The organism is Nocardioides sp. (assembly GCF_041913365.1).
Classification (GTDB): domain Bacteria; phylum Actinomycetota; class Actinomycetes; order Propionibacteriales; family Nocardioidaceae; genus Nocardioides.
This window is the reverse complement of the sequence record NZ_JAYSFM010000013.1, coordinates 38,926-52,493: the sequence shown is the minus strand read 5'-3', so window position 1 is coordinate 52,493 and position 13,568 is coordinate 38,926. Positions and strand designations below refer to the sequence as shown.

The 13,568-nt window shown below is 72.5% G+C and carries 13 protein-coding genes; 1 reads left to right on the top strand and 12 read right to left on the bottom strand.

The features are described from left to right. Positions 1-63 precede the first annotated feature (63 nt). The gene (locus ACE3QY_RS20060; protein ID WP_374457828.1) at positions 64-1,155 is read left to right on the top strand and encodes a Glu/Leu/Phe/Val dehydrogenase; all 1,092 of its coding nucleotides are present in this window, start codon (positions 64-66) and stop codon (positions 1,153-1,155) included. A 206-nt stretch (positions 1,156-1,361) separates the two neighbouring features. On the opposite strand, the gene ACE3QY_RS20055 is transcribed toward ACE3QY_RS20060, so the two are convergent. From ACE3QY_RS20055 to ACE3QY_RS20000, 12 genes are all read right to left on the bottom strand, one after another. Next, positions 1,362-1,553 carry a DUF3073 domain-containing protein gene (locus ACE3QY_RS20055; RefSeq protein ID WP_374457827.1) on the bottom strand — a complete coding sequence of 64 codons (192 nt, stop codon included), beginning with the start codon at positions 1,551-1,553 and terminating at the stop codon, positions 1,362-1,364. A gap of 168 nt (positions 1,554-1,721) precedes the next feature. After that, positions 1,722-2,819: a phosphoribosylformylglycinamidine cyclo-ligase gene (gene purM, locus ACE3QY_RS20050; protein ID WP_374457826.1), complete on the bottom strand. Its 1,098-nt coding sequence runs from the start codon at positions 2,817-2,819 to the stop codon at positions 1,722-1,724. A gap of 31 nt (positions 2,820-2,850) precedes the next feature. Next, a complete protein-coding gene (gene purF / locus ACE3QY_RS20045) occupies positions 2,851-4,371 on the bottom strand; it encodes an amidophosphoribosyltransferase (RefSeq protein ID WP_374457852.1) in 1,521 nt (506 codons plus the stop codon). Between the two features lie 72 nt (positions 4,372-4,443). Then, positions 4,444-5,475 (bottom strand): NAD(P)H-binding protein, encoded by a 1,032-nt coding sequence (locus ACE3QY_RS20040; protein WP_374457825.1) that lies wholly within the window; start codon positions 5,473-5,475, stop codon positions 4,444-4,446. Then, positions 5,475-5,939, bottom strand: coding sequence for an SRPBCC family protein (locus tag ACE3QY_RS20035; protein WP_374457824.1), 465 nt, complete (start codon positions 5,937-5,939; stop codon positions 5,475-5,477). Before ACE3QY_RS20035 ends, ACE3QY_RS20040 begins: the two co-directional genes overlap by 1 nt. 201 nt (positions 5,940-6,140) lie before the next feature. After that, positions 6,141-7,502, bottom strand: coding sequence for a dipeptidase (locus tag ACE3QY_RS20030; protein ID WP_374457823.1), 1,362 nt, complete (start codon positions 7,500-7,502; stop codon positions 6,141-6,143). A gap of 23 nt (positions 7,503-7,525) precedes the next feature. After that, complete coding sequence (locus ACE3QY_RS20025; RefSeq protein ID WP_374457822.1) at positions 7,526-8,344, bottom strand: GNAT family N-acetyltransferase; 819 nt, start codon at positions 8,342-8,344, stop codon at positions 7,526-7,528. 24 nt (positions 8,345-8,368) lie between these two features. Further along, a complete protein-coding gene (locus ACE3QY_RS20020; protein ID WP_374457821.1) occupies positions 8,369-10,822 on the bottom strand; it encodes a phosphoketolase in 2,454 nt (817 codons plus the stop codon). Between the two features lie 25 nt (positions 10,823-10,847). Next, the gene (locus tag ACE3QY_RS20015) at positions 10,848-11,750 is read right to left on the bottom strand and encodes a 2-hydroxyacid dehydrogenase (protein ID WP_374457820.1); all 903 of its coding nucleotides are present in this window, start codon (positions 11,748-11,750) and stop codon (positions 10,848-10,850) included. Next, positions 11,747-12,082 (bottom strand): sterol carrier family protein, encoded by a 336-nt coding sequence (locus tag ACE3QY_RS20010; protein ID WP_374457819.1) that lies wholly within the window; start codon positions 12,080-12,082, stop codon positions 11,747-11,749. The genes ACE3QY_RS20015 and ACE3QY_RS20010 overlap by 4 nt, the downstream gene beginning before the upstream one ends. A 67-nt stretch (positions 12,083-12,149) precedes the next feature. After that, positions 12,150-12,971, bottom strand: coding sequence for an alpha/beta hydrolase family protein (locus ACE3QY_RS20005; RefSeq protein ID WP_374457818.1), 822 nt, complete (start codon positions 12,969-12,971; stop codon positions 12,150-12,152). Further along, complete coding sequence (locus ACE3QY_RS20000) at positions 12,968-13,552, bottom strand: winged helix-turn-helix domain-containing protein (RefSeq protein ID WP_374457817.1); 585 nt, start codon at positions 13,550-13,552, stop codon at positions 12,968-12,970. Before ACE3QY_RS20000 ends, ACE3QY_RS20005 begins: the two co-directional genes overlap by 4 nt. Between the last annotated feature and the right edge of the window lie 16 nt (positions 13,553-13,568).

Here is a 13,568-nt window from a genome sequence, read left to right as displayed (position 1 = left end):
CCTCGACCGCGCTGACCAGGTCCGCACACCCCGCGGCCGCACCCACCAGAAAAGGATCCAGGCATGTCAGGAGCACGCAGTTCCGGAGTCGACGTCTTCGAGCTCGGGAGCGAGCACGAGCAGGTCGTCTTCTGCAACGACCAGTCGACCGGCCTCAAGGCCATCATCGGCATCCACTCCACGGCACTGGGCCCGGCCCTGGGCGGCACGCGGTTCTACCCCTACGCCAGCACCGACGACGCGATCGTCGACGTCCTCAACCTCTCGCGCGGCATGTCCTACAAGAACGCGCTCGCCGGCCTCGACCTCGGCGGCGGCAAGGCCGTCATCATCGGCGACCCGGCCGAGCTGAAGACCGAGGCGCTGCTGCGCGCCTACGGCCGCTTCGTCCAGTCGCTGAACGGCCGCTACTTCACCGCGTGCGACGTGGGCACCTTCTCCGACGACATGGACCACATCGCCCGCGAGTGCGACTTCGTCACCGGCCGCACCGTCGCCCACGGCGGCGCGGGCGACAGCTCGGTGCTGACGGCGTACGGCACCTTCCAGGGCATGCGCGCCGCGGCCGAGCAGGTCTGGGGCGAGCCCACGCTCGCCGGCCGCACCGTCGGCATCGCCGGTGTCGGCAAGGTCGGCCGCCACCTGGTGCGCCACCTCATCGAGGACGGCGCGACCGTCGTCGTCACCGACGTGCACGCCCCGTCCGTCGAGGCCGTCCGGGCCGAGTTCCCGCAGGTGCAGGCCGTCGCGTCGACCGACGAGCTGGTCGCGAGCGAGCTCGACGTCTACGCCCCCTGCGCGATGGGTGGCGCGATCAGCGACGAGGTCCTCGAGGTGCTCACCGCGAAGATCATCTGCGGCGCGGCCAACAACCAGCTCGCCCACCCGGGCATCGAGAAGCAGGTCGACGAGCGCGGGATCCTCTACGCCCCCGACTACTGCGTGAACTCCGGCGGCGTGATCCAGGTCGCCGACGAGCTCGAGGGCTTCTCCTTCGAGCGTGCCAAGCAGCGCGCGACGGGCATCTTCGACACCACGCGCCAGGTCTTCGAGCTCGCCAAGGCCGACGGCGTCACCACCGCCGCTGCCGCCGACCGCCTGGCCGAGCGCCGGATGCGCGAGGTCGGCCGCCTCCGCGGCCTCTACCTCGGCTGACCGGGCGGTTCATCCCCGTCACGAGCACCGACCGGGCACCTCGTCCGCCACACGGCGCGACGAAGTGCCCGGTCGTCGTACGTGACGGGGAGGACGTGCCCGCTCGCTGTGCGTGACGGGGACGAAGTGCCCGGTCAGCTCGTGTGGGCGCGGTCGTACGCCCGGAGGACCGGGACGGTGCTGCGCTCAGTCAGGCAGCGGGTGGATCAGTCTGCGCGACGACGCGGGTCGGCGTAGTCCGACCATTCGTCGTCATCGGGCTCGACCTCACTCGAGGAAGAGTGATGGTCCTCGCCGTGCAGCTCCTTCGCCAACGCGCCGAAGTCCGTCTCGTGGGTACGGTACTTCAGGTCGCGTGCGACCTTCGTCTGCTTCGCCTTCGCTCGGCCGCGCCCCATAGGGTCGACCCCCTCGCACACTTGGCCGGGGCTGCCGAGGAGCACCTCGACGCGCCCGGTCTGATCGGTTACATATCGTGAGGACAACGCTACCTGAGCGGTGGCTGTTCCCGCACACCGAGACGCGGCATTTCGTTCCGCTCGCAGCGAAAATACCGACTCGGAGGTCTACCAGCCGGGGTGCTGACCCTCCAGGTGGACCCGGCCGCCGTGCTCGGCGTCGGCACGTGCCTCGCCCGCGACCCAGGCCCGGATGCCGTGGCCGGCGAGGACGGAGATGGCGGTGTCGACCGACTCGGGCGCGGTGAGCGCGACCATCCCGACGCCGCAGTTGAGCGTCGCCTCGAGGTCGGCCTGCGACACCCCGCCGACCCGGCGTACGACGTCGAAGACGGGCTGCGGCGTCCAGGTCGACCGGTCGATGCGGACCGACAGCTCCTCGGGGAGCACCCGCTCGAGGTTGGCCGCCAGGCCACCACCGGTCACGTGCGACATGGCGTGGGTCTCGGTGCGCTCGGCCAGGTCGAGGCAGGCCTTGGCGTAGATCCGGGTGGGCTCGAGGAGCTCCTCGCCGAGCGTGCGGCCGAAGTCGTCGACGTGGCGGTCGACCGTCCAGCCCGCTCCCCCGGAATCGAGCGAGCCGAGGAGGACGTGGCGCACGAGCGAGTAGCCGTTGGAATGCAGGCCGCTGGCCTCCATCGCGATGACCACGTCACCGGGGCGGACCCGGCCGGGACCGAGCAGCTTGCTGGCCTCGACGACGCCGGTCGTGGCGCCGGCGACGTCGTAGTCGTCGGGGTCGAGCAGGCCGGGGTGCTCGGCGGTCTCGCCGCCGATGAGCGCGCAACCGGCGACCACGCACGCCTCGGCGATGCCCTTGACGATCGCCGCGATGCGCTCGGGGACGACCCGGCCGCAGGCGATGTAGTCGGTCATGAAGAGCGGCTCGGCGCCGCAGACCACCAGGTCGTCGACGACCATGCCGACCAGGTCGAAGCCGATGGTGTCGTGGACGTCCATCAGCTGCGCGATCGCGACCTTCGTGCCGACGCCGTCGGTGGACGTGGCCAGCAGCGGGCGTTCGTAGCGGGTGAGCGCGGAGGCGTCGAAGAGGCCGGCGAAGCCGCCGAGGCCGCCGATCATCTCGGGCCGGCGGGCCTTCTCGACCCACCCCTTCATCAGGTCGATCGCGCGGTCGGCCGCCTCGATCGAGACCCCGGCGGCGGCGTAGGCCCCCTCGGATGCGGCAGCGTGCTGGTCGGTCAACGGGGCTCCCTCGGTGGCGGAACGGGGCTGGTCAGGGGTTGTTGAGGACCGGCAGCGCCCGGCCCATCGTGGGCGACTGCAGGGTCGCCTCGAGCAGGTGCTTGCCGAGCAGGCTCTCGTCGGGGAGCTCGATCGGGTACGCCCCGGTGAAGCACGCCTGGCACAGCCGCTCGGCGGGCTGGCCGGTGGCCTCGATCATCCCCTCGAGCGAGATGTAGCCGAGGCTGTCGGCGCCGACGCTCGCGGCGATCTCGTCGACGTCGAGCCCGTTGGCGATCAGCTCCGCGCGGGTGGCGAAGTCGATGCCGTAGAAGCAGGGCCACTTCACCGGCGGGCTGGAGATGCGCACGTGGACCTCGAGGGCGCCGGCCTCGCGCAGCATCCGCACCTGCGCGCGCTGGGTGTTGCCGCGCACGATCGAGTCGTCGACGACGACGACGCGCTTGCCGCGGATCATGTGCTCGAGCGCGTTGAGCTTGAGCCGGATGCCGAGCTGGCGCAGCGTCTGGCTGGGCTGGATGAACGTGCGACCGACGTAGGCGTTCTTCACGAAGCCCTGGCCGAACGGGATGCCGGACTCGGCGGCGTAGCCCGACGCGGCGGGCGTGCCGGACTCGGGGACGGGCATCACCAGGTCGGCCTCGACCGGGAACTCGCGGGCCAGCTGGCGGCCCATCTCGACGCGCGCCTCGTGGACGTTGCGCCCGGAGATCGTGGCGTCGGGGCGGGCGAGGTAGACGTACTCGAAGACGCAGCCCTTGCGGTCGGGCTCGGCGAACTTGTGGGACCGCAGGCCGTTCTCGTCGATGACGATCATCTCGCCGGGCTCGACCTCGCGCACGACGCTCGCGCCGATGGTCGCGAGGGCGGCGTCCTCGCTGGCGACGACCCAGCCGCGCTCGAGGCGGCCGAGGACCAGCGGACGGATGCCCTGCGGGTCGCGGGCGGCGTAGAGGGTGTTCTCGTTCATCCAGACGAAGCAGTAGGCGCCGCGCAGCTGGGGCAGCACCTCCAGGGCCCGCTGCTCGAGCGAGGTGTCGGGGTGGTGCGCGAGCAGCGCGGTGACGAGGCTGGTGTCGTTGGTCGCGGACTCGACGCCCTTGATGTCGAGCTCGCCGTCGGGCCCGGGCAGCGCCTGGACCATCTCGCGCAGCTCGTGGGTGTTGATCAGGTTGCCGTTGTGGCCCAGCGCGATCGAGCCCTCGGCCGTGGGCCGGAAGGTCGGCTGCGCGTTGTGCCACGTGCTCGCGCCGGTCGTGGAGTAGCGCGAGTGGCCGATCGCGAGGTGACCCTTGAGGGACTCCAGCGTCGACTCGTCGAAGACCTGGGAGACCAGGCCCATGTCCTTGTAGACCAGGATCTGGCGCCCGTTGCTGACCGCGATGCCCGCCGACTCCTGGCCGCGGTGCTGCAGGGCGTAGAGCCCGAAGTAGGTCAGCTTGGCGACGTCCTCGCCCGGGGCCCAGACGCCGAAGACGCCGCACGCGTCCTGCGGGCCCTGGTCGTGGGGGTCGATGGCCGTGGTCAGACGGCCGTCGCCGCCCTTCCGCATGCTCGTCTGGTAGGGCACGACCTGCAGTCTACGGGCGTTCGCCGCCAGCGCCGCACTCGCGCCGCACCCCGGTCACCCGAGGAGCGAGCGGACCCGGTGGACGGCCAGCCGGGCGGCGGCCTTGCCGACCGCCGGGAGCGGTACGACGTCCAGCACAGGCAGCGGCCGGGTCCACGCCGGGTCGGAGGGCAGCGCGCCCTCCGGGCCGGCATACATCGGGGTGGACGCGCGCCGGACGGCCTCCTCGACGTCGAGCAGCTCGCCGCCCTGCGCGGGCGCCCACGTGCGGCCGGGGCGGCAGACCATGTCGTGGTGCAGCGACTCGATCAGCGCGGTCACGGTGTGGAACGGCGCCGTGGTGGCGAGCGCGGTGGCCAGGCCGACGAGGCCCGGCGGGGCGACGGGGGTCGGCAGGCTGAGCCGGGACAGGCCGGCCTCGCGGCCGCAGGTGCGCATCAGGTCGGGGTAGGAGAGGACGTCGGGGCCGCCGAGATCGACCGCGCCCTCGACCGGGCCGTCGAGCAGCTCGCGGACCGCCCGCAGCACGTCGGAGACCGCCACCGGCTGGACCGAGTGGTACATCCACGTCGGCACCGGCTGCACGAGGAAGAGCGTGGCGATCTGCCGGATGATCTCGAAGGACGTGGACCCGGCGCCGATGACGACGCCGGCCCGGAGCGCGACCGCGCTGGTGCCGGCGGCGAGCAGGATCCGCTCGACCTCCAGCCGCGAGGCGAGGTGGGCGGAGAGGTCGGCCTCCGGCACGTCCGGGACCAGGCCGGAGAGGTAGACCACGCGGCGTACGCCGGCCGCCTCCGCCGCACCGGCGACGTTGTCCGCCGCCCGGCGGTCGCGGTCGGTGAAGTCGGTGCGGTCGAGCGAGTGGACGAGGTAGACCACCGCGTCGACACCCGTGACCGCCTGCGCCACCGCGCCGGCGTCCGTCACGTCGCAGCGCACCGCCTGCACGCGGTCGTCCCACCCGAAACGCTCGGGGTCGGGAGCCGAGGAGGACGCGGCCACCACCTCGTGGCCGTGCTCGAGCAGGTGCGGCACCAGGCGGGACCCGACGTAGCCGGTCGCCCCGAGGACGAGGACCCGCATCAGGCCTCGCCCAGGTGCTTCAGGAGGTTGCGGGAGAAGACCGTGCCCATGTGCTTCACGACGCCGGCCATCACCCGCTCGACCGCGGGCCGCGCGAGCCCGGGCAGCGGCAGGTGGCAGGAGATGTCGAGCTCGATGCTGACCTCCGTACCTCGCTGATGGTCGGCGAGGAGGTAGACGCCCTCCACCGCGGTCATCTCGTCCGGACGCGTGGGGTCGTGGGTGAAGTCGATGCGGTCCTCGGGCGCGAAGGTCATCACCTCGGTGAACCGCGGCGCCACCGAGGCGCCGAGGACCGGGATGGTGCCCATCCGCCAGGTCCACCGGTCGCCGTCGACCTCGATCGAGGTGACGTACGGCGTGATCCTCGCGATCAGGTCGGCATCGGTCAGGGCCGCCCACACCTCGCTGCGCGGGGAGCGCAGCACGGCCGTGGAGCGGTCGCCGGCACGGAAGGTCGCCATGCCGTCACGCTACCGACGTACCCGAGTGCCCGGGCTCACCCGCCCGAGCGAGACCACGAGCGGTGGTCCACCTACATTCCGACGCGCAGGAATGTAGGTGGAGCACCGCCCGCCGGCGCGTCGGAACAGACACGCCGTGGTGGCGGTGGTGGACCCACATTCCATGAGCCCGGAATGTAGGTGGAGCACCGCTGGGGAGCGTCAGCGGGGCAGGTCGCCGAGGTTGCGGAGCAGCAGCGCCTCGGCCTTGACCACCTTCTCGAACTCGGCGAGGTGCAGGCCCTCGTTGGCGCCGTGGGCCCGGGTGTCGGGGTCCTCGACGCCGGTGACGAGCACGCTGGCCTGCGGGAAGGCCTCGAGGAACTCGGCGATGAACGGGATCGAGCCGCCGACGCCCATGTCGACGGGCGCGGTGCCGTCCCAGGCCTCGGCGAAGGCCGCGCGCGCGGCGTCGTACGCCGGTCCGCTGGCCTCGATCTGGGTGGCCTCGCCGGTGTCGACCACGGTCGTGGTCAGCGTGGCGCCCCACGGCGTGTGCTTCTCGAGGTGGGCCTGGAGGCACTGCACGGCGTTGGCGGTGGTGTCGCCCGGGGCGATGCGCATGCTGATCCGGCAGCGCGCGGCCGGGACGAGGGTGTTGGAGGCCCCGTCGACCTTGGGGGCGTCGAAGCCGGTGATGCTGATCGACGGCTTGGTCCACAGGCGCTCGACGACGGAGCCGGAGCCGATCCACTCGATGCCCTCGGCGGCGCCGGACTCGGCGCGCAGGCGGTCCTCGGGGTACTCCACGTCGGCAGCCGGGCCGGAGTGCAGCCCCTCGACGGCGACGTTGCCGGCGTCGTCGTTGAGCGAGGCGATGAGCCGGCTCAGGGTCATGATCGAGTCGGGGACGAGACCGCCCCACATGCCGCTGTGCACGGCGTGGGTGAGGGTGCGGACCTCGACGTCCATCCGCACGAGCCCCCGCAGCGACGTGGTGAGGGCGGGCTCGCCGATGTCCCAGTTGCCGGAGTCGGCGATGACGATGACGTCGGCCTCGAGGCGGTCCTGGTAGGTGTTGAGCAGGTCGACGAGGGTGTCGGAGCCGACCTCCTCCTCGCCCTCGATGAACATCACCAGGTTGACCGGGAGGTCGTCGCCGAAGATCCGGACGGCGCCGAGGTGGGCGGCGATGCCGGCCTTGTCGTCGGCGGCGCCGCGCGCGTACAGCCGGAGGTCGCCGCGCGCATCCTCTCGTGACGTCGGCTCCCACGGCGGGGAGTCCCAGTCGGCGTGGTCGTTCTCGGGCTGCACGTCGTGGTGGGCGTAGAGCAGGACGGTCGGGGCACCCTCGGGGCCGGCCTTCTTCGCGATCACGGCGGGCGGGGCGCCGTCGTACGCCCGGACGATCTCGCACTCGAAGCCCTCGGCGGCGAACAGGTCGCGCGTGGCCTCGGCGCTGCGCTCGACCTCACCGGCACGAGCCGGGTCGGCGGACACCGACTCGATGCGGACCAGGGCCTCCAGGTCACGGCGGATGCCGGGCATGACCTCGGCGAGACGAGCGGGGATGTCGACAGTCATGGCGACACCCTAAGCGCGGGTGTCTAGCGGTCGAGAGTCGCCCATTCGCCGCTGCGCTTCTCCATCATCAGCTGGCGTTCGGAGTCGGCGAAACCGAGCCGGCGGTAGATCCCGATGGCATCGCCGTCGGTGTCCGCGACGATCACCAGGGTGCGTACGCCAGCCCCGTGGAGGAGGTGGTCGAGGGCGTGCTGGCCGGCCGCGTGGACGCTGGCCGCGGCCAGCCCCTTGCGGCGGTGGTCGGGGTGCGTCTCGACGCTCTGGAAGCGCGCGACGCCCTCCTCGGTCACGAAGATCCCGGCCGTCGAGGCGAGCACCCCGTCGACGTACGCCCCGAGGCGGGTGCCGCGGCCCGCGTCGACGAGTCGGCGCTCCTGGGCGTTCTTCTGGCGCGCGAAGGTCATGAAGGCCTCCTCGGAGGTCTGCGGGTAGAGCTGCTGGCTCAACCGCGCACGCGCCTCCCAGTCCTCGTCGCTCACCAGCTCGCGCACCTCGGCCTCGACCTCGCGCGGCGGCTGCAGCGTCCCGGTGGTGAGCACGGTGGCGACGTCGACGGTCATCCCGGCGGCCTCGAAGGCGGCGCGCCCCTCGTCGGACAGGTCGGCGGTGTCGATGCCGATGCTGACGTGGTCGGCCTCGGGGAACTCGGTGTGGAACGCCGCCACGACCTCCTTCTCGCCCCCGGGCACGGGCGGCTTCCCGAGCAGGATGAAGTTGCCCCAGAAGTACGACGGGTTGTCGGGCGAGCGGACCACGAGGTGCGTCCCGCGGTCCTCCACGACGCTGCCCGAGGAGGTCAGGAGGGCGAGGTCGGTCCGGAAGCCGAGCGAGGTGACGTGCATGGGCGCACGCTAGTCCCCCGGCCCCTAGATGTTGTCCGCGGAGGTGTCCGGGTCGGCGGTCGTCGACGGGGACTCGCCGCGCTCGGGGTCGGCGTCGGCGTCCCACCGCCAGTCCCGCACCTCCGGGAGGTCGTCGCCGTGCGTGCGCGTCCACTGCCGGGCCCGGCGGCGGGTGTCGGTCATCAGCTGGCGCACCTCCGCGGCACGCTGCCCGAGCCCGGGCACGCGGTCGATCACGTCGAGCACGAGGTGGTAGCGGTCGGTGTCGTTCATCATCACCATGTCGAAGGGCGTGGTGGTGGTGCCCTCCTCCTTGTAGCCGCGCACGTGGATGTTGTCGTGGTTGGTGCGGCGGTAGGTCAGCCGGTGGATCAGCCACGGGTAGCCGTGGTAGGCGAAGATGACCGGCTTGTCGGTGGTGAAGACCGTGTCGAAGTCGCGGTCGCTCATCCCGTGCGGGTGCTCCCGCTCGTCCTGCAGGCGCATCAGGTCGACGACGTTGACGAAGCGGACCTTGAGGTCGGGCAGGTGCTCGCGCAGCAGCGAGGTCGCGGCCAGCGCCTCCAGGGTGGGTACGTCGCCCGCAGCGGCGATCACGACGTCGGGGTCTCCCGCGTCGTTGGACGCCCAGTCCCAGATGCCGAGCCCCCGGGCGCAGTGCAGGTCGGCCTGCTGGGCGTCCAGCCAGTCGAAGCTGGGCTGCTTGCCGGACACGACCACGTTGACGTAGTGCTCGCTCTCCAGGCAGTGCGCCATCGTGGAGAGCAGGGTGTTGGCGTCCGGCGGCAGGTAGACCCGGACGACCTCGGCCTTCTTGTTGACCACGTGGTCGATGAAGCCGGGGTCCTGGTGGGAGAAGCCGTTGTGGTCCTGCCGCCACACGTGTGAGCTGAGCAGGTAGTTGAGGCTGGCGATCCGCGGGCGCCACTCGATCTCGCGGGTCGTCTTGAGCCACTTCGCGTGCTGGTTGAGCATCGAGTCGACGATGTGGATGAAGGCCTCGTAGCAGCTGAACAGGCCGTGCCGCCCGGTCAGGAGGTAGCCCTCGAGCCAGCCCTGGCAGGTGTGCTCGGAGAGGATCTCCACCACCCGGCCCGACCGGCCGAGGTGCTCGTCGAGGTCGCTGAGCTCCCCCGCCCAGACCTTGTCGGTGACCTCGTAGACCGCGTCGAGCCGGTTGGAGGCGGTCTCGTCGGGGCCGAAGATCCTGAAGTTGGTGTCGTTGTCCTGCACGACGTCGACGAGGTACTGCCCCAGGACGCGGGTCGGCTCGTGGATCGAGGCCCCCGGGCGCGCGACCTCGACCGCGGAGTCGCGCCAGTCTGGCAGCCGCAGCGGGCGCTTGAGCAGGCCGCCGTTGGCGTGCGGGTTGGCGCTCATCCGCCGCGTCCCCGCGGGCGACTGGGCGGTGATGGCCTCGACGGGCCGTCCGTCGTCGCCGAAGAGCTCGTCGGGGCGGTACGACCTCAGCCACTCCTCGAGCTGCGCCCGGTGGTCGTCGTTCTCCCGGGTGCCGGCGAGCGGCACCTGGTGGGACCGCCAGGTCCCCTCGACCGGCTTGCCGTCCACCTCGGCCGGGCCGGTCCAGCCCTTCGGCGTGACGAGCAGGATCATCGGCCACGGCCGCCGCTCCACGTCACCGTCCTCGCGGGCGGCCCGCCAGATCTCCCGGACCATGTCGTGCGCCTCGTCGAGCGCCGCGGCCATCTGCCGGTGCACGTCGGCGGGGTCGTCGCCCTCGACGGTGATCACGTGGTGCCCGTAGCCGCGCAGCAGGCTCTCGAGCTCGTCGCGGTGGATGCGCGCCGGGATGGTCGGGTTGGCGATCTTCCAGCCGTTGAGGCTCAGGATCGGCAGCACGGCGCCGTCGTGCACCGGGTCGACGAACTTGTTCGCGTGCCAGCTCGCGGCGAGCGGCCCGGTCTCGAACTCGCCGTCGCCGACGACCGCGGTCACCAGCAGGTCGGGGTTGTCCATCGCGGCGCCGTACGCGTGCGAGAGGACGTAGCCGAGCTCGCCGCCCTCGTGGATCGAGCCCGGCGTCTCCGGCGCCACGTGGCTGGGGATGCCGCCGGGGAAGGAGAACTGGCGGAACAGCCGCGCCATCCCGTCGCGGTCGTGGGTGACGGCATGGAACACCTCGGAGTAGGTGCCCTCCAGCCACGCGTTGGCCACCGCAGCAGGGCCGCCGTGACCCGGGCCGCACAGGATGATCGCGTTGGTGTCGCGCTCGCGGATCAGCCGGTTGAGGTGGGTCCAGACGAGGTTGAGGCCGGGCGTGGTGCCCCAGTGGCCGAGCAGCCGCGGCTTGATGTCGTCGCGTTCGAGGGGGCGCTCGAGCAGCGGGTTGTCGAGCAGGTAGATCTGCCCGACGGCGAGGTAGTTGGCTGCGCGGAACCAGAGGTCGAGGTCGTGCACCTGCTCATCGCTGAGGGTCGCCATGGACCTTTCGTACCGGAACCGGGCATGCGCGCGCATCCCCTCCCGAGCCGGTCTGGACGGCTCAGCCGCTCACCACGTTGACCAGACGCTCGCCCGCGACCATCCGGCGGAGCTGGTCGCGCACCAGCGCCGAGACCCGCGGCAGCATCGCGGTCGTGCCGCCGGCGATGTGCGGGGTGATGAGCACGTCGGGCGCGCCCCAGAGCGGGTGGCCGTCGGGCAGCGGCTCGGGGTCGGTGACGTCGAGGGCGAAGCGCAGGCGTCCCGCGTGCGCGAGCACCGCGTCGGTGTCGACCACGGGCCCGCGCGCCACGTTGACCACCAGCGCACCGTCGGGGAGCAGCGACATCGCAGCGTGGTCGAGAAGGCCGCGGGTGGCGTCGCTCAGCGGGACCAGGACGACCACGACGTCCTGCTCGGGCAGCAGGTCGGGCAGGTCGGCGATCGACCGCACCCGGCCCACCAGGTCGTCGTCGCGCTCGCGCGTGGCGACCGCGGTCAGCGAGGTCTTCATCGGCAGCAGCCGCTCGGCCAGGGCGCGGCCGATGGAGCCGTAGCCCAGGACCATCACCCGCGAGTCGGCGAGCGAGCGCCGCATCTTGTCCGAGGTCCAGTGCCCGTGGCTCCGCACGGCCTCGGGGATCCCGCGCAGGCTGGCCAGGACCAGGCCGACCGCGTGCTCGGCGGTGGCGTCGTCGTGCACGCCGGTCGCGTTGCACAGCGTGATCCCGTCGGGCAGCCGCGCGGCGATCCCGTCGTAGCCGGCGCTCTGCAGCTGCACCACCCGCAGTCCCTCGAGCAGGTGGCCGCGGTCGATGACGTCGGCGCGGGTGGCGTAGTGCGGCACCCAGAACGGGACCTCGCCCTCGGGCGGTGGGCCGTCGCCGTTCCAGACCACGACCTCGACGCCGTCGACCGGGCCGACCGCGTCGGCGAGCTCCTGCGTCGCCAGTGCGGCCCTCATGCCTGCCCGCCCGTGAGCGGGAGGTACGGCGTCAGGTCGGTGCGCTCACCGCTCGCGGACACCTTGCCGGAGTCGAGCGCCTCGGCCCAGGTCGTACGTCCTGTGGCGACCGCGAGCCAGGTCTCGGCGTCGGTCTCGACGACCGCGGGCGGCGTGCCACGGGTGTGGCGGACGCCGGGGATCGCCTGCACCGCGGCGAAGGGCGGCACCCGGACCTCCACCGAGCGGCCGGGCGCGCGCGTCTCGAGGACGGCCAGGTAGTGCTTCACGAGCGCCTTGGTGTCGGCGCCCTCCAGCTCTGCTGCGGTGAGGACCTTGAGTCGTGCGGGCACCCGTCGAGCCTAGTTGCCGGGTCGAGTGCGCAGCCCCGCGGCGACCAGTGCCGCGGGCGCACTCGACTCAGGCGATCGAGTCGAGCACCTCGACGCAGGCCGCCCAGGCGTCACCGGCGGTGTCGATCACGCCGAAGTGCCCGCCGGTCACCTCGACCAGGGTGGCGTCAGCACCGGCCCGCTCGGCCGCGGCGACGTACGTCTCCGCCTGCGCGAACGGCACCGTGTCGTCGTCGCGCGCGTGCACCGCCCACACCGGCACGTCCAGCGGCACCTGCGCCAGCGGGTCCGCGCGGTCGTACGCCGCCTCGTCGGGGTCGCCGAGGAAGGCCAGCGCGGCGTCGGTGCCGAGGTGCTCGCGGACGGCGGACCGGAGGTCGAGCACGCCGGCCTGGCTGACCACGTGGGTGAGGTCGGGACCACCCGACCACCGGTCGAAGCGGCCACGCGCGGCGGCCCAGGTGGCGAGGTGGCCGCCAGCCGAGTGCCCGAGGGCGACCAGCGGCCCAGCCGCGAAGGGGGCGAGCACGCCGAGGGCGGCGTGGACGTCGTCGAGGGTCTCGGGGTAGCCGCCGCCGTTGCCGACGCGGCGGTACTCGAGGGTGGCGGTGGTCCAGCCGCGGCCGACCAGGTCGACGGCGAGGGGCTCGGCGTACTCGGCGCCGTACTGCGCCTTCCAGAAGCCGCCGTGGATGACGGCGACCAGCCCGCGGCTGGGGACCTGGGGTTCGCGGACGTCGACCCACTGGCTGGGGTCGTCGCCGTAGGTGATCCGCTGCACTCGTGGCTCCACGGCCGCCACCCTGCCCGACTCCGTGCGCTCGCAGCCAGCCGCGGCGACGCCGATCCCGCCGGAGGCGAGGAGCACCGTCCGCCGGGAGACCCTCACCGCTCCTCGTCCGCCGGCTCGGTCTCGGGGTAGGGCTGCACGAGCTGGAGCAGGAGGTAGGTGCGGCGCTGCGGGTCGCGGCCGCGCGTGCGCGTCGCCCACGACTCGACGAGGTCGTCGATCTCCTGGCGCAGCTGGTGCGCCTCCTCGTCGGTGAGCTTGATCGCGTGGTCGGAGGTCGCGAAGACGCCGCTGCCCTTCGGCATGCCGGTGGCGAAGGCCCGGTCGACGACGTGGCGCATCCAGGCCAGCTTGCTGGTGCGGAAGACGTTGACCGCCGCCCGGCCGCCGGGTGCGTCGCTGAGCTCCGTGAGGTTGACCGTCAGCCCCGCACCGGCGGCCGCCTTCCACACCCGGTCGCGCTTGTCGCGCGCCTCCTCGGGCGCCTCCTCGACCAGGCCGTACTTCGCGAGCTGGCGCAGGTGGAAGCTCGCCTGGTTGGCGGGGATGCCGAGCTCGCGGGCGATGTCGGCGGCGCGGACCGGCCCGCTCGCCTCGAGCTCGTCGAGGATCCGGGTGCGCACCGGGTGGGCGATCGCGCGCAGGACGCGGGGGTCGCTGACGGGCTGCATCTCGGCCATGTCGGCATCCTACCGA